16 protein-coding genes and 4 tRNA genes are annotated in these 16,500 nt (G+C 39.8%); 12 read left to right on the forward strand and 8 right to left on the reverse strand.

Annotated features, from left to right (window positions below; all coding sequences use genetic code 11):
- Position 1: 1 nt before the first annotated feature.
- The gene (locus AC1M84_RS08150) at positions 2–1,804 is read right to left on the reverse strand and encodes an ABC transporter ATP-binding protein (protein WP_179998801.1); all 1,803 of its coding nucleotides are present in this window, start codon (positions 1,802–1,804) and stop codon (positions 2–4) included.
- A 135-nt stretch (positions 1,805–1,939) separates the two neighbouring features.
- Between AC1M84_RS08150 and AC1M84_RS08155 the strand changes: the two genes are divergently transcribed.
- Positions 1,940–2,563 (forward strand): alpha-ketoglutarate-dependent dioxygenase AlkB family protein, encoded by a 624-nt coding sequence (locus tag AC1M84_RS08155; RefSeq protein ID WP_481594805.1) that lies wholly within the window; start codon positions 1,940–1,942, stop codon positions 2,561–2,563.
- A 16-nt stretch (positions 2,564–2,579) separates the two neighbouring features.
- Here the strand turns inward: AC1M84_RS08155 and ruvX are convergent, their stop codons facing one another.
- The 3 genes from ruvX to recN all read right to left on the reverse strand — a co-directional run bounded on the left by ruvX (position 2,580) and on the right by recN (position 5,319).
- Entirely contained in the window at positions 2,580–3,023 is a 444-nt protein-coding gene (gene ruvX / locus AC1M84_RS08160; protein WP_035266001.1) for a Holliday junction resolvase RuvX, read from the reverse strand.
- Entirely contained in the window at positions 3,016–3,570 is a 555-nt protein-coding gene (locus tag AC1M84_RS08165; protein WP_035266003.1) for a YqgE/AlgH family protein, read from the reverse strand. The genes ruvX and AC1M84_RS08165 overlap by 8 nt, the downstream gene beginning before the upstream one ends.
- An 81-nt stretch (positions 3,571–3,651) precedes the next feature.
- Positions 3,652–5,319 (reverse strand): DNA repair protein RecN, encoded by a 1,668-nt coding sequence (recN, locus tag AC1M84_RS08170; protein WP_481594806.1) that lies wholly within the window; start codon positions 5,317–5,319, stop codon positions 3,652–3,654.
- Between the two features lie 316 nt (positions 5,320–5,635).
- Between recN and ppnP the strand changes: the two genes are divergently transcribed.
- The 3 genes from ppnP to AC1M84_RS08185 all read left to right on the forward strand — a co-directional run bounded on the left by ppnP (position 5,636) and on the right by AC1M84_RS08185 (position 7,775).
- Positions 5,636–5,959, forward strand: coding sequence for a pyrimidine/purine nucleoside phosphorylase (gene ppnP / locus AC1M84_RS08175; protein ID WP_092766653.1), 324 nt, complete (start codon positions 5,636–5,638; stop codon positions 5,957–5,959).
- A gap of 136 nt (positions 5,960–6,095) precedes the next feature.
- Entirely contained in the window at positions 6,096–6,842 is a 747-nt protein-coding gene (gene rlmB, locus AC1M84_RS08180) for a 23S rRNA (guanosine(2251)-2'-O)-methyltransferase RlmB (protein ID WP_035266007.1), read from the forward strand.
- Between the two features lie 6 nt (positions 6,843–6,848).
- On the forward strand, positions 6,849–7,775 hold the full coding sequence (locus AC1M84_RS08185; RefSeq protein WP_180028662.1) for a DMT family transporter: 927 nt from the start codon (positions 6,849–6,851) through the stop codon (positions 7,773–7,775).
- A 16-nt stretch (positions 7,776–7,791) separates the two neighbouring features.
- Here the strand turns inward: AC1M84_RS08185 and coaE are convergent, their stop codons facing one another.
- Genes coaE through pilB form a run of 4 tightly spaced genes read right to left on the reverse strand, consistent with a single transcriptional unit; the run spans position 7,792 to position 12,252 of the window.
- The gene (coaE, locus tag AC1M84_RS08190; protein WP_481594807.1) at positions 7,792–8,394 is read right to left on the reverse strand and encodes a dephospho-CoA kinase; all 603 of its coding nucleotides are present in this window, start codon (positions 8,392–8,394) and stop codon (positions 7,792–7,794) included.
- Between the two features lie 41 nt (positions 8,395–8,435).
- Positions 8,436–9,296 (reverse strand): prepilin peptidase, encoded by an 861-nt coding sequence (locus AC1M84_RS08195; RefSeq protein ID WP_481594808.1) that lies wholly within the window; start codon positions 9,294–9,296, stop codon positions 8,436–8,438.
- Positions 9,296–10,522 (reverse strand): type II secretion system F family protein, encoded by a 1,227-nt coding sequence (locus tag AC1M84_RS08200; RefSeq protein ID WP_035266014.1) that lies wholly within the window; start codon positions 10,520–10,522, stop codon positions 9,296–9,298. The genes AC1M84_RS08195 and AC1M84_RS08200 overlap by 1 nt, the downstream gene beginning before the upstream one ends.
- A 20-nt stretch (positions 10,523–10,542) precedes the next feature.
- The gene (gene pilB / locus AC1M84_RS08205; protein ID WP_481594809.1) at positions 10,543–12,252 is read right to left on the reverse strand and encodes a type IV-A pilus assembly ATPase PilB; all 1,710 of its coding nucleotides are present in this window, start codon (positions 12,250–12,252) and stop codon (positions 10,543–10,545) included.
- Positions 12,253–12,513: 261 nt separating this feature from the next.
- On the opposite strand from pilB, the gene tpiA reads away from it, so the two are divergent.
- The 8 genes from tpiA to nusA all read left to right on the forward strand — a co-directional run bounded on the left by tpiA (position 12,514) and on the right by nusA (position 16,488).
- A complete protein-coding gene (gene tpiA / locus AC1M84_RS08210; RefSeq protein ID WP_035266016.1) occupies positions 12,514–13,305 on the forward strand; it encodes a triose-phosphate isomerase in 792 nt (263 codons plus the stop codon).
- Between the two features lie 13 nt (positions 13,306–13,318).
- Positions 13,319–13,648: a preprotein translocase subunit SecG gene (gene secG / locus AC1M84_RS08215; RefSeq protein ID WP_035266018.1), complete on the forward strand. Its 330-nt coding sequence runs from the start codon at positions 13,319–13,321 to the stop codon at positions 13,646–13,648.
- 53 nt (positions 13,649–13,701) lie between these two features.
- Positions 13,702–13,786 (forward strand) — tRNA-Leu (locus tag AC1M84_RS08220).
- 48 nt (positions 13,787–13,834) lie between these two features.
- Positions 13,835–13,911, forward strand: a tRNA-Met gene (locus tag AC1M84_RS08225).
- Between the two features lie 81 nt (positions 13,912–13,992).
- Positions 13,993–14,069, forward strand: a tRNA-Met gene (locus AC1M84_RS08230).
- A gap of 91 nt (positions 14,070–14,160) precedes the next feature.
- Positions 14,161–14,237: transfer RNA gene (locus AC1M84_RS08235), tRNA-Met, on the forward strand.
- A gap of 202 nt (positions 14,238–14,439) precedes the next feature.
- Positions 14,440–14,964 carry a ribosome maturation factor RimP gene (rimP, locus tag AC1M84_RS08240; protein WP_035266019.1) on the forward strand — a complete coding sequence of 175 codons (525 nt, stop codon included), beginning with the start codon at positions 14,440–14,442 and terminating at the stop codon, positions 14,962–14,964.
- Positions 14,965–15,003: 39 nt separating this feature from the next.
- Positions 15,004–16,488 carry a transcription termination factor NusA gene (gene nusA / locus AC1M84_RS08245; RefSeq protein WP_035266021.1) on the forward strand — a complete coding sequence of 495 codons (1,485 nt, stop codon included), beginning with the start codon at positions 15,004–15,006 and terminating at the stop codon, positions 16,486–16,488.
- Positions 16,489–16,500 lie beyond the last annotated feature (12 nt).

Genomic DNA, 16,500 nt, shown 5'->3' on the forward strand with positions numbered 1-16,500 from the left:
TTTAACTATGGGTTTCCTCATCTCCATCGTCTTCAAAAGTTTTTGCAATTTTTTCGATATTCAAACTTTTAGCCATCGCATCAAAAATTTGTTTATATACACCGTCTTGATGGTAAAGGGCATCATGTTCTCCATGCTCGGCAATTTCGCCTTCTTTCATGACATAGGTGTAATCCGCATCAATAATTTGCGACAGGCTGTGCGAGATAATAATGACAGTACGTCCTTGTTTAATCTCATCAAGGCTTTGTTTAATTTGTTCCGAAGCAATGGCATCCAAACTCGCTGTCGGTTCATCTAAAAAGATAATCGGTGGATTTTTCAAGAACATACGAGCAATCGCAATACGCTGTTGTTGTCCTCCAGAGAGTTGCAATGCATCGGAATGATAGCCATCTGGAAGTTGTAAAATTTGCTCATGAATGGATGCTTTTTTAGCAGCAATGATCACGTCTTCTTCAGTAGCATCTGTTTTACCATAGCGAATATTTTCAAAAATAGTCCCTTGGAAAATATGATTTTTTTGTAGGACTAATCCAATATGATCTCTCAAATATTGTGTATCAATTTGATTGAGATCGATTCCATCGAGTTCGATACACCCCTGATTAGGTTCATAAAATTTATCTAAAAGACTGATTAAGGTTGATTTTCCCGCACCTGATAAGCCAACTAATGCAGTAATTTTATTGGGTCGAATCTCCATATTGATATTCTTTAGTGCGTGATGACCGTTTGGATAAAAGAATTCAACATTTTTCAGCGTAAATTTTCCTTGAATTTGCGGTTTGAGTTGACCTGTAGGTTCAATTTGATCATCTGCTTCTAAAATTTTAAAGAAGCTTTCTGAATAGATCATGGCATCATTCACTTCATCATATATACGATGTAAGGAGCGAATTGGCGCGGATACATTATTGAACAACAGTACATGAAACATGATCATACCGATGCTCATCTGACCATCAAGCACAAAATACGCAGTTAGGATGATGATTAAAACAATACCTATTTGTTCAATAAAGGTTTTTAACCCATCAAATAAAAAGCTGACTTGACGGGTTTGCATTTGATTATCTGTGAGTTCTTTTTGTAGTTTGAGTTGTTTGGTTGATTCTATTGACTCGCGGTTGAAAGATTTGATAACCGTAATTGAATTAATAATTCCGAGGATACCTTGGCTTTTCTTTTCTCGACCATCACGTAAATTTCGACGCCAGCCTCCGAGTTTTTGTGCTTGTTTATAAGTTAACCAGAAGTAGATTGGAACGATAGTGGTCGCCACCAAGCCAACATAAAAGTTGGCGTAGTACATTAATCCTAAAGCCACGATCGCACTGGTAAATAACGGCAAAATGTCAATAAAGAATATTTGAACTAGACGAGTCAGAGAGCCAATACCACGATCGATTCGTGTTTGTAATTTTCCCGCCTGATTATTCTCTTCGTTGAAAAAAGCTAATCTATAGGTCAGAAATTTTTCAATGATGCCTTGTGCTAAATCTTGTGAAATAAAAATTCTAAGTTTTTCACCATAAAACTTTTGTCCGAATTGGACAAAAGCATTAATCACTTCTTTACCCAATAATATCGCTGTAATGGTAATCAGGATATTCCAGCCTTCGGCTAAGCCAAAGCCATTCTCAACCAGCGCATTAATTTCATCAACCGCATACTGCAAAGTGAGTGCATTCACTTGAGCTGTGAATGAGCCGATGAGCGTAAGAAAGAGAGTGGCAATCACTAAAAAGCGATAAGGTCGAACGAAAGGTTTAAGTTTTAGAAAAAGTTGCCATAAATTCATAAGCGATTGTTTTTATTGTCTAGATTTATGCCAGTCTAAGCTTGATTGTCCAGTGTCACAAGCGTTCACAATGTTTCAATTTGTCAGTTGAAATATTCAGCTAATATACGGTTATATTTTCATGGCAAATTGGTTATGAACTTTGAGCTGTTTGCACCCGAACCCAATTCAAATCTCCTACCTTGTGATGGGATTGTAGAAGATTACGGTCTTATACTTACTCATGCTGAATCACAGGATTATTTCGATTATTTTTCAGAAGCTTTGGCTTGGAAACAGGATGAAGTGATTTTATACGGTCAATATTTTAAGACGGGTCGTAAAGTCGTATGGTATGGTGACCAAAACTATCAATATCACTATTCAGGAATGGATAAACAAGCACAGATTTGGGATTTGAAATTATTAGTACTCAAGCAAAAAATTGAACTTATAACAGGAGTTCAATTTAATTCTTGTTTGGCCAATTTGTATGAAGATGGAACTCAAGGTGTAGGATGGCATAGTGATGATGAAGCTGCATTAAGAGATCCTGAACATGGCGAGACCGTCATTGCCTCACTGAGTCTCGGTGCAACACGAAAATTTAGATTTAAACATCGTGATAAAACTCATACTGCTGAAATGTATCTACAATCAGGACAGTTGATTGTGATGAAAGGTCAAACACAGCGTTTTTGGAAACACACTTTAGCGAAATCAACCAAAGTATTAGAGCCTAGAATCAATTTAACCTTTCGCTATTTTTATCCTAGATGAAGTGGCAAATATTCTATTAAGGTTGAATACCTTGAGGATTACGATACCAACTTTCAATAAATAAAGCGGCTGCCAAGCTGTCTGCGGACAACTTTTTTCCACGCCCTTGCGCCTGATAATGATCGAGTTCATCACGCGCTTCGCGAGTTGTTAATCGCTCATCCACCATCCATGTTTCTATATTGGTTTGGTGTCTTAAACGACGGGCAAATTTACGTGCTCGTGTTGATAGTTCCGATTCGCTATCATCCATATTCAGTGGTAGCCCGACTAAAAACAGATTTGGAGAATGCTGTTTTACAATTTTGAGTAGATCATCCCAATTGGGAATGCCATCTTTCATCGGTAAAAGTGAAAGTGGCGTAGCACTTTCAATAATGGACGATCCTACAGCCATTCCTGTTTTTTGTGTGCCAAAGTCAAAGGCCATAATGAGTTGAGCGGTAGTTGAATCAGGCATGTCCAATCTCAGATGAAAGCCATGTACGATCGACCCCCATTTTTCTATAGGCAGCGTCCCAGCGATCGTCATAGGGTAAGTTAAAAATCAAATCCATATCAGAGTCACAAATGAGCCAGTCACCTCGAGCGATTTCTTGCTCCAACTGGTTTTTACTCCAACTTGCATAGCCTAAAGCAATTTGATAGCGACCAACACCTTCATTGTGTGCGATTGCATCAAGAATATCCTTTGAAGTTGTTAAACAGAGATTTTCACCTACAGCGATGGACGCATGCCAAGTAGGTTGACCCGTATGAAGTACAAAACCCGCTTCTGGTCGTAAAGGACCACCTTGTAAGACATCATGTGGGTGAACATGATCTGCAACGATATCAAGATCTGTTAAGAGTTCTTTAACCTGAATCCCAGCCGGACGATTGATCATAATTCCCTGCGCACCTTCATGATCATGACGAGCGATATAGACCACACTATTTGCGAAGAAATCATCTGCTAAATCAGGTGGGGCAATCAGGCAACGGTGCGTTAGAAATTGTTTACTCACCTAATGGCTTCTCCTATGTTTGAGTATCACTTTACTTCAACATACTAGACTTATGGGTTTTCAACAATCCTTTTAAAATAATCAAGATGTGCTGGTCTGAAACTTTAATTGTCTTAATTGTTTTGCATGTTGAAGGGTGGTCTCGCTAATTTCGACACCACCAGTCATGCGAGCAAGCTCTAATATCCGTTGATCTTCATCAAGCTCAACGATAGTGCTGCTAGCAGGGTCTGTTTGCAGTTTTTTCACTAACAAATGTTGGTCCGATTGCGCTGCAACTTGGGCTTGATGTGTAATACATAGAATTTGAACATGTTGACCTAATCCAGCCAATAAGCGACCGACAATCTCAGCAGTTCCACCACTGATACCTACATCAATTTCGTCAAAAACGAGTACTTCAGCTTCGGTTTTCTCTGCATTCATGACTTGCATGACCAATGCAATACGTGACAATTCACCACCAGAAGCAACCTTCGCAAGCGGTTGAGGTGGGATCCCTTTGTTTGCTGTGAACAACAATTGAATAAAACTAAACCCTTCAGATGAAGGCTGCTCCAGAGGATCAAAACGGAATTCAAAATGAGCTTCTGGTAAAGCCAGTTGTTTGACTTGTTCTGTTAAAAGTTTAGCTAAGGGCTCTGCTGCTTTACGACGAATATCATCTAGATATTGAGCTTTCTCTATAAACTGTTGATGTGAAATTTCAACTTGTTCAGCCAAAGTCTCTGGATCTTCAAGTTGATGTAGTTGTTCTAGCTCTACCTGCCAATGTTCGTATTCTGATTTTAAATCTTCGGGCTGTACTCGATATTTGCGCGCTAAACGATGGAATATTTCCAGTTGTGTGTTTAACTCTTCCATTCGTTCAGGATCAAAACTCTGACGGTCAATGAATTGTTTTAAATTCGCACTGGCATCATCGATTTCACTTTGCGCATTTAATAATGAGTTATAAATTTCAGAGAGTAAATCACTACGACCTGCATGAGATTCAAGCTTGCGAATAATACTTGAAATTTCCTGAGTGATATTTTGATCAGACTCATCTAAAACGTTGATTGCATAACTACAATCTTGCATGATGTGTTCATGATGACTTAAGCGATCGAACTCTTGTTCAATTTCTTTATAGTCAAGTCGAACCACTTCTTCTAATTCTTCTAATTGAAGATTAAGTGTCTCAATGCGTTGAAGGCGGGTGGTCTGTGCATCAAGCGCAGCTTGATGCTGTCGGATATTTTTTTGCCATGCGTTATAACTGTCTTTGACAGCAAGCGTATGTTGAGCAAAGTTGCTGTAACGATCTAACCAATGTTTTGGATAGGGCGGTTCTAACAATTGTTGCTGACTATGCTGGCTGTAAAGTTGGACTAAAAGTCTGCCTATTTCCTTTAATTCTGACAGACTACTTGGACGTCCATTGATCCAAGCTTTACTACGACCTGTAGCAAAGATTACCCGTCTTAGATGAATTTCACCCGATTCATCTGCCAGCTCATGAGTGCTTAACCATTCAGCTTCAGGACTTTGATCTTGATAACTAAATACGGCTGTAACATCAGCCTTATCTGAACCATAACGAACGTAATTCGTATCAGTACGCTCGCCTAAACACGCTGATAATGCATCGAGTAATAAAGATTTACCTGCACCAGTTTCACCCGTAAGAACATTGAAACCTTGATCAATATCAATGGCTAAGTTATCGGCTAAAGCAAAGTTGATCAGATTAAGGTGTGTCAGCATAAACGCATCCGAGCTGCGAAAGTGTGGATTCTAAGATAGAGAAATTTTGTTTTAGTCTCAAGTCACGACATTTGAATATGAGAACTTTTAGTTTGCATTTTAACTGAAATTAGGTTGATTACTAGTGACTGAATATATTCTTTTACCTGTGTACAAAAGATATATAGAAGAAATCAAAAAAATCTTTAAATTTCATCAATAGGGAACAAAAGTTGCTTATAAAAACCATTGCAAAACACTGATTGATTAGTTGCTCGAGCGCAATTAAACTACGGCAATTAAAATTTATAAAATGCGCATTATTTGGAGAATACGCATGTCATCACAATTTGATCATGTATCTGTTGTAAAAAAATCAAATGTTTATTTTGGCGGGACGTGTATTAGCCACACTGTTCAATTTGAAGACGGTACGAAAAAAACACTTGGGGTTATTCTACCGACGGAACAACCGCTTACTTTTGAAACACATGTACCAGAGCGTATGGAAATTATTTCTGGTGAATGTCGTGTCACAATTGCAGACAATGAAGAACATGAGCTTTTCCGTGCAGGGCAGTCGTTTTACGTGCCTGGTGAGAGCCGTTTCAAAATCGAAACAGATGACGTATTAGACTACGTTTGTCATTTCGAAGGTTAATTACCAAAAAAAAATTTGACCAACATTCAATGGTCAAATCGGTTAAACTATTCGCTATATAAAATCCTGTAAAGTTGGCTTTGCGGGATTTTTCTTTTCTATATTATTGTATTGTCTTAGTGAGTTGAGGTCGTTCATGGCTAAACCCGAATATTATTATGGCGTTCATTCTGTGGAGTCATTGTTGGAGTTAGAACCTGAACGCGTTTTGACTCTATTTGCACTAAAAGGTCGTGAAGATCAACGTTTAAAACGTATTTTTGAGTTGGCTGAACCTTTCGGAATTAGTATTCAAAAAGCGAGCCGAGACAGCCTTGAAAAACTGGCTGGACAACCTTTTCATCAAGGTGTCGTTGCTGCAGTTCGTCCTCATCCAACGCTGAATGAAAATGATCTTGAGCAATTAATCAAAAGTACAGACAATGTTTTTTTACTGGCGCTTGACCAAGTGACGGACCCGCATAATTTGGGTGCGTGTATTCGAACTGCGGCAGCCATGGGCGTACACGCGGTTGTTGTTCCTCGTGATCGTTCTGCGAGCTTAACACCAACGGCTCGTAAGGTTGCTGCTGGTGGTGCAGAGAAAGTTAAATTTATCCAAGTGACGAATTTGGCTCGTACTTTAGCTAAAATCAAAGATGATTTTAATGTTCGAGTGATTGGCACGATGTTAGATGAGCATGCTCTACCTATTCACGAATGTGATTTGACTGGTCCTGTCGCAGTGATTATGGGTGCTGAAGATACTGGTTTAAGACCGATTACTCAGGCGCAATGCGATCACAAAGTTTATATTCCAATGAGTGGCAATTTACAAAGTTTGAATGTGAGTGTGGCGACAGGCATGGCACTTTACGAAGCGTGTAGACAACGTCAAGCCTAATTTGAGATGGCACTTTCAGATCGAGCCCAAGGCTATTTTTTTCTTATTACTACCATGTGCATCTGGGGGGGATTTACCCTCACTGCACGATTAAATGCGCTATGGCATATCAATACGTGGGACATTGTGGCACTGCGTTTTTCACTGGCTTTTTTGATCTTAATGCCGATTTTACTTTATCGTAGAGAAGCCTCTTTTTTACTTAAAAAAGAACCATTTATCTTGGCAATGATTGGTGGTGTGATCTATTGTTTGTTGGCTTATAGCGCATTTCACTATGCACCGACTGCGCATGCTGCAATTTTTCTCAATGGTTGTATTCCTATTTGTACTGCCATCGTGGCTTTTATATTGATGAAGCAGGCTTTTGATCGTCATACATGGGCAAGTTTGATCATTATGATCACCGTGCTCGGTATTATGAGTCTCCTGATGTATCGTGAATCTGGCATTCCTTTTGGTGCTGGTGATGGATTATTCTTCTTGAGCGCCATTTTTTGGGCAATATTTACCGTATTACTGCGTAAATTCCAACTGAGTGCATGGCAGGCGATGTGTGGGGTTGCCATCTGGTCAGCCGTGATTTATGTACCCATTTACGTGTTATTTTTACCCAAAGATCTTAGTACTCCTGAGCCTCAGCATTTAATGTTTCAAACAATATTTCATGGCATATTTGTGGTCATTATTGCAACTTTAACTTATGTGGAAGCGATTAAAAGACTCGGGGCTTTTAAAGCAGGGAGCATTACCAATTTAGCACCTTTTTTAGCTGCAATTTTGGCAGTGCCTTTGTTAAATGAACCTTTAAGTATTGCGATGTTATTTGGGTTGTTGGGTATGGCGATAGGCGCATTACAACCATGGCGATGGCTGGGTCGCCAAGATGCACTAAGCCAAAAACTTGAGCAACAAAAAAAGCAGTCTTCTTAGACTGCTTTTTTTTAATCTAAGCTTGTTGTGCAAGACTAAGATAATATTGGTGTTTTACTGCGAGTTGTTGATAGAGATGATCAAGTTCACCATCATTAATAACAACATCGTCTGCACGTTTTAATTTTTCTTCACGAGACATTTGCGCACTCATTATTTTTTTAATTTGCTCAATGTCTTGATGATCACGTTGCGAAGCACGCAAGATTTGTAATTCTGTGGATGCATCGATTAGTAAAGTACGTTGAGTAAGTTGGTGTTGATTGGTTTCAAATAAGAGTGGGGAAACTAAAATGGCATAAGTACTGGTCGCCCGTTGTAGTTGTTCAATAATCGATAGGCGAATTGCAGGATGCGTAATATTTTCTAATATCTTTCTAGCTTCAGGATGTTTAAAAATATGGTCTCTTAACGCTCTGCGGTCGAGTGCGCCATCTTCCAATAGCACCCAATCCCCAAAATGATCTTTAATTTTTTGTAGTGCAGGTTTTCCAATTTCAACCACTTCACGTGCTACGATATCTGCATCAACAACAGTAATACCTTGTGTTTCAAACCACTGACTTGCAGCAGTTTTTCCACTTCCAATACCACCTGTTAAGCCCAAAATAAAGCGCATGTAAAAAACCTTGTAATTATCATAATGGGGCTTATTTTAGCTTACCCCCCTAAATAAACCTTCATAATTTCGTTACCCCATAAGAATGCAATCCATCCAGCAATCGCAATATAAGGTCCAAAAGCAAAGGGCTGATTTTCTTTTTTGACTTTCATCAAAATGATGCCGATGATTGCACCGACTAAGGATGAAAGTAGGACAATGAGCGGTAATAAAAATGGACCCATCCATGCACCAAGCGCGGCCAGTAATTTGAAGTCGCCATATCCCATTCCTTCTTTGCCTGTCACGATTTTAAATAGATAGTACACCACCCATAAACAGAGGAAACCAATCAAATAACCCCAAATGGCGGAGGTAGGTGAGGTGTAGAGTGCATAGCTATTTACCGCTAAACCAAGTGCAGCCAAGGGGAGAGTATATCGATCGGGTAAAAGTTGTGTATCGAAGTCGATGAATGTGAGTGCGATCAGTGTCCAAGTTAAAATTAAGCCAAAAAGCATTTGTAGGCTTGGACCAAATACCGCGACGACCACTAATGAGCAAACAGCAGTCAAAACTTCTACCAGTGGATAACGAATGCCAATCGGATTTTCACATTCACCACATTTTCCACGTAAAAATAACCAACTTATCACGGGGATATTTTGATACCAACGAATAGGTGTTTTACATTTCGGGCAGGTCGATGCAGGTTTACTTAGCGTGAGCTTATCTTCATCAATTATGGCTTGGTCGGGATGTAAAAACATCTGACAGTCTTGACGCCATTCTTGCTCCATCATTTTAGGTGTGCGGTAAATGACAACATTTAAAAAACTGCCGACACATAAGCTGATGATTCCTACAGTTAAATAGAGTGCTGTAGGCGATTGAATTAAATACCCAATTATTTCGTTCATTACACCACAGAACCCATTTGGAAGATTGGAAGATACATTGCGATGACTAAACCGCCGACCAAGACACCTAGAATGGCCATAATCAAAGGCTCCATCATGGAGGTTAAGCCATCGACAGCATTGTCGACTTCACTTTCATAATGGGTTGCAACCTTATCTAGCATAGCATCGAGTGAACCCGATTCTTCACCAATCGCTACCATTTGCACAGCCATAGATGGGAATAAATTGGTCGAGCGCATAGCGAAATGAAGTTGTTGACCAGTCGCAACGTCGTCACGAATACGCATAACTGCTTGCTCATATACCACGTTATTCGTTGCACCAGCTGTTGATTGGAGTGCATCGATTAAAGGGACGCCTGCAGCAAATGTGGTTGAAAGTGTACGGCTATAACGTGCGATAATTGCTTTATAAACCAAATCACCAAAAATAGGCAGCCTTAAAGCCGTGCGATCTAATGCATCCGCAAATTTTTGACTACGTTTTTTGGCTTCAATAAAGCCGATAATGGTCAGCGCGATACCGATAATTAAAATAAACCAATATTTTTGCACCCACTCAGACATTGCCACTACGAGTTGCGTGAACGCAGGTAAGTCTGCGCCAAATGAGCTAAACATCTCAGAGAAGACAGGAACCACTTTGACCATCAAAATAATGGTCACAATAATTGCAACCACAATGACAGCAATTGGATACTTCATCGCTTTTTTAATTTTTTGTTTGAGAACTTCACTTTTTTCTTTATAAATCGCAACTCGATCGAGCATGGTTTCAAGCGCACCTGATTGCTCACCTGATTCTACCAATGAGCAGAATAACTGATCAAAATGCTGAGGATATTTGCGTAGTGCACCTGCAAAAGTATTACCACCTTCGACCTCAGTTTTAATACCCAAAACCACTTCACGCATTGCAGGATTATCTAAGCCTTCTGCAACAATTTCAAAGCTTTGAACAAGTGGTACACCTGCTTTCATCATGGTGGCAAGCTGACGCGTAAAGATGGTGATGTCCAAAGTAGACACTTTCTTCTTCATTAAGCCTTCAAGAATATTCTTGCGCTTCTCGCGGATACTACGCACCGTAATGCCTTGTTTGCGGAGCATGACTTTTGCAAGTTGAATATTACGCGCAGGCATTTCACCTTTAACTTTGGTTCCCTTGCGATCCACGCCGTCATATACAAACGTTGGCATCATCTGTGCTTTTTTCACCGCCATAATGATTTCCTTATTTTTAATTATTCACTGGTCACACGATTCACTTCTTGTAAAGAAGTGAGTCCGTTCATGACCTTAATTAAGCCCGAACGTCGAAGATTCTTAAACCCCAGTCTTTCAGATGCAGCTGCAATCTCTAATGCATTGCCATCATCCATAATAATCTTCGAAATTTCAGGTGTCACTTTCATGACTTCATAAATACCGACACGTCCTTTATAACCATCACGGCACTCAGGACAACCGACAGGTTGATAAATTTTAAAATCTGGATCTGCTAAATCCTGTTCTGTGAATCCCATTTCTAACAAACTTGGTTTAGGAATATCAGCAGGTACTTTGCAGTGCACACACAGTCGTCTAGCAAGTCGTTGAGCAATGACGAGATTCACCGAAGTTGCAATATTAAAAGAGGGAACCCCCATATTGCGCAAACGGGTTAAGGTTTCAGGAGCACTATTGGTATGAAGTGTAGACATCACCATGTGGCCTGTTTGTGCTGCCTTAATTGCAATTTCAGCTGTTTCGAGATCTCGAATCTCCCCGACCATAATAATATCAGGATCTTGACGCAGGAATGATTTCAATGCGACTGAGAAGCTTAAGCCCACTTTATAATTGACGTTGACCTGATTAATGCCTTCTAAGTTAATTTCTACGGGATCTTCTGCTGTAGAGATGTTGGCATTTTCAGTATTTAAAATATTCAATCCTGTATAAAGCGATACTGTTTTACCAGAACCTGTTGGGCCCGTAATCAGTAACATGCCTTGAGGCTTTTCAAGTGCCTCAAGAAATAAAGCTTTCTGATCTTCTTCATAACCTAATGCATCGATACCGAGCATTGCACTAGAAGGATCCAAAATACGTAATACGATTTTTTCACCAAATAAGGTTGGTAATGAGTTAACACGAAAATCAATCGCTTTAGTACGAGATAATTTAAGCTTAATACGGCCATCTTGCGGAATACGCTTTTCTGAAATATCCATTTGAGACATAACTTTCAAGCGTGAAGCTAATCGATTCGCGAGTTGCAATGGTGGATTTGCAATAGTTCTTAAAACACCATCAACGCGGTATCGAACTCGGTACGTTTTTTCATAAGGTTCGAAGTGTAAATCTGATGCACCAATGCGAATGGCGTCAACCAAAAGCTTGTTGATGTACTTAACAATCGGGGAATCATCACCTGAAGGACCATCATCGTTATTATTTTGCGGTGTATCGTTCTCGACGACGTTAACGTCAAGATCTTCATCACCGAAATTGAAATTCTCATTTTCAGAAAAATGCTTTTCGATCAGTTTTTCAAGTTTATTATGTTCTACAGTAATAGGAACGACGTTTAATTTACTATTAAATCGAATTGCTTCCAATGCTTCGATATCTGTAGGATCACTCGTCGCTACAAATAAAGATATACCTCGTTGATATAAAGGTAAGATTACATGTTTTGTAACAAGATTTTCTGCAACGATATCTTTGGGTAGTAACTCGACATTATATGCATCTAAATCGAACAATGGCTCCCCAAACTCTTGAGCAACCATTTCAGCAATCGTATTTGCTCGTATTTTGAGATGTTCAACGAGGTAAGGTACTAATTTTTGATGATATTTTTTTGAATTAATAATAGCATTTTGCATTTGCTGGGAGGTCAAAATGCCTTCATCAACCAAACGACGACTTAACCCAGAAAATTTTGGCCCACTTTGATCTAAAGTCATCCCCAATACGCCTTAAATTCATTTTATAATTCGAATAGTAAAATTATACGGTTATAAGTAGAAAATTCTATACTTAAAATCATTAATATTATCCGAAAACTATGAAAAAATTGAATTTTTTCACTTATTCTGTTGGATATTGTGTCTTATGTTGTCTTTTTTTAAAGAATTCTAGGTGCTGAATCTGTATCCATTGAATTTTTACGTTAATTTTTTAAAATCCGTGTAGAATGTGCGCATTTTTGATAGAAGGTTAGATCTATGTCGGGTTCGACAATTACTCCGTGGGTTGTAGGCAATTGGAAAATGAACCCAATGCAGGCTAACACGCAACAGCTTTTAGCTGATTTGAAACAACAGCTTGAGCAAGCTTCAATCGCTCATGATGTTTGTAAAATTGGTGTTGCGCCAACTTTATTGGCTTTACTCCAAGTAAAAAATGAACTTGCAACAGATGCTCATGAAGTGTTTGTGGTCGCTCAAGATGTATCGCGTATTGCGGGTACTGGTGCATTTACAGGTGAAGTCAGCGCAGATCTTTTAAAGGATAGCCAGGTCGATTATGTATTAATTGGGCATTCTGAGCGTCGTGAAATATTTAATGACACGCCTGCGATTCTTAATGAAAAAATAAAAAATGCTTTAGCTGCTAACTTACATATCATCTATTGTGTGGGTGAAAGCCTTGAGCAGCGTGAAAGTGGGCAAGCTGAGCAAGTGGTGTTACAACAAATTTGTGACATTGCAGGTGTTGTGAATCCAGAGCAATGGGTGCATATTACCGTCGCTTACGAGCCAATTTGGGCAATTGGAACTGGTAAAACAGCTTCCCCGGATGATGCACAAGCAATGCATGCTAAAATTCGTGAAGGATTGAGTCAAATTACACCTGAAGGTCAAAACATAGCAATTCTTTATGGTGGTAGTGTAAAACCTGAGAATGCTGTTGAATTGGCAGCATGCCCTGATATCAATGGTGCCCTCGTAGGCGGTGCATCACTCAATGCAGAATCATTTGTTCAAATTGCGCAAGCATTTGCCCAATCAAAATAATTAGGAGTTCATCATGCAATCTTTTGTACTGGTGCTACACATCATTTTAGCGTTATTGATGATTATTTTAATTCTAGTACAGCATGGTAAAGGTGCAGATGCAGGTGCGTCTTTTGGTGGAGGCGGTGCAGCGACTGTATTTGGCGCTTCTGGTTCTGGTAACTTCTTAACACGTTTAACCGGAATACTTACTGCTTTATTCTTTATCACAAGTATTAGCTTGGCTTACTTTGCGAAGCAGCAAACGACAGATGCTTATGGTTTGAAAACGATTAACACAACTGAGCAAGTTGATCAAAAATCGCCTGAAACTTCATCAACTGCACCAAAACCAGCTGAATAATTGAATATTTCGCTTTCAATTTTTCATTGAAACCACTAGAATGCGTCACAGCTGCGGTGGTGGTGGAATTGGTAGACACGCTACCTTGAGGTGGTAGTGCTTTCGGGCGTGGGGGTTCAAGTCCCCCCTTCCGCACCAACTTATAATCCAGAAGTTTAAGTTGGTGTTTGCAGCAAAATCTGTTGATGCGGGATGGAGCAGTCTGGTAGCTCGTCGGGCTCATAACCCGAAGGTCGTTGGTTCAAATCCAGCTCCCGCTACCAATCAATCCTATAATTAAGATGCAAACTTAAGATAGGCAACTTAAACAAGGTTTGAGTTGAGATATACTTTTTGCACGTTGATGCGGGATGGAGCAGTCTGGTAGCTCGTCGGGCTCATAACCCGAAGGTCGTTGGTTCAAATCCAGCTCCCGCTACCACTTTTGATTAAGGTGCAACTTAATCAAGTCTAATTAGAAAGTTTTTCTGATTGAAAAATGATTCAAATTTAGATATAATTTTGCACGTTGATGCGGGATGGAGCAGTCTGGTAGCTCGTCGGGCTCATAACCCGAAGGTCGTTGGTTCAAATCCAGCTCCCGCTACCAAGTTTCTAAAGAGGCTCACAACTAGGTGGGCCTTTTTGCACAGTGGGCATTGCTTTTCTGTGCAATAATGGGGGCGAATGCGCCCTTTTTTGTTATCTATCGTGTAGTGTGGACATCAATTGGTCAAATAATCATGCTATCACTATAGTTAGTCTGTGTCGGTCTGTTGGCCGATTGAATCGCACATAAATGACGAGAGTAAATGAAGTTATCAAATAAAACCCAAGCATTGTATGAACTGATCGCACCCGCTGTTGAGGCGTGCGATGTTGAACTATGGGGTTTAGAATTTACACCTCAGGGTAAGCGTTCGCTAGTACGTATCTACATTGACAAGCCTGAAGATCCAAACAAAGAACCAGTTATTTCGGAAGATGGTGAAATTGATCTTGGTCGTGGTGTGGGTGTGCAAGATTGTGTACGTGTTACCCAACAAGTTGGTGCAATCCTCGATGTTCATGATCCAATTTCTGGTGAATACGCATTAGAAGTTTCATCACCAGGTTGGGATCGCACTTTCTTTAAACTTGAACAGATGCAAGCATATATTGGTCAACAAGTTGCTTTACGTTTGATTTCTGCAGTGGATAACCGCCGTAAATTCCAAGCGAAACTGGTTGCTGTAGATGTAGAAAATGAAATGATCCAAGTTGAAGTTGAAAAGCAACAAGTGCTCGAGATCGATAGTCACAATATCGATAAGGCCAACTTGATCTACCAAGACTAAATTAATCTTAACTAAAAGAATTTGAATAGTAGGTGACTTATGGGCCGTGAAATTCTTACCGTTGCTGAGACGGTTAGTAATGAAAAAGGTGTTAGTCGTGAAGCGATTTTCGAAGCGCTCGAGCAAGCTCTAGTTGCTGCAACGAAGAAAAAATTCTACGAAGGCACAAATTCTGAAGAAGCACAGTTGCGCGTTGAAATCGATCGTAAGACTGGTGAATACCGTACTTTTCGTCAATGGACTGTAGTAGCAGATGAAGATCATGAAATGCCTGCATGCCAAGACGCGATTTCTGATGTGGACCCAGCGAAATGGTCAATCGGTGATGTGCGTGAGCTTGAAGTAGAATCAATTGAATTTGGTCGTATTGCAGCTCAAATCGCGAAGCAAGTTATTGTTCAGAAAATTCGTGAAGCTGAACGTGCGCTTATTGCAGATGCATATGAATCTAAAGTTGGTGAGTTAATTTACGGTGAAGTAAAGAAACAAACTAAAGATGGTTTCATCATTGACCTCGGTGAGAATGCGGAAGCATATCTTGCACGTGAAGAAATGATCGCAAAAGAAATTTTACGTCCTAAACAACGTGTAAATGCGATTTTATTTAACGTAAACCGTGAAGGTCGTGGTGCGCAGCTACAACTTTCTCGTGCTAAGCCAGAAATGTTAATGGCATTGATGAAAAAAGAAATTCCAGAAATTTCTGAAGAAATCATCGAAATTAAAGCTGCTGCACGTCAACCGGGTGTTCGTGCTAAAATTGCAGTGAAAACGAACGATCATCGTATTGATCCAGTTGGTGCATGTATTGGTATGCGTGGAACACGTATCCAAGCTGTACAGCAAGAATTGAATGGTGAACGTATTGATGTTGTAGTTTGGTCAGATGATCCAGCTCAATATATCGCAAGTGCTTTAGAGCCAGCAGATGTATCTGGTATTGTGATTGATGAAGAAGAACGTACAGCAGATATTATTTTTGCTACAAGCGATCAATTGGCGCGTGCAATTGGTTCTCAAGGTCAAAACGTACGTTTAGCCTCTGAGTTAACTGGTTATAAGCTCAATATGATGCTTGAAGAAGAGTACCGTGCTCGTCAACAAAATGAAGCACAGCAATATCTCGATATGTTTGTAGGTCGTCTTGATATTGAAGAAGACCTTGCGATGGCATTGGTAGAAATGGGCTTTACTTCACTTGAAGAGATTGCTTACGTTCCAGCTGAAACATTTGATGAAATCGAATTAGATGCAGAAACGGTTGAGCTTTTACAAAGCCGTGCGAAAGAAGTTGCATTAGCAGATGCACTGAAAGAGCAAGAAAATATTCAAGAACCGAGCGAAGAGCTTCTAGCGATGGAAGGAATGAGTTCAGAGCTTGCTTATGCATTAGCGGCTCGCGGTGTAATCACAGTAGATGATTTAGCAGATCAGGCAACTGATGATATCTCTGATATCGAAGGTTTAGGTGCTGAGAAAGCAGGTCAATTGATCATGAAAGCACGTGAATCATGGTTTAATTAACGAGGAGGTCAT

It is taken from the genome of Acinetobacter sp. 24-47-66, assembly GCF_056779755.1.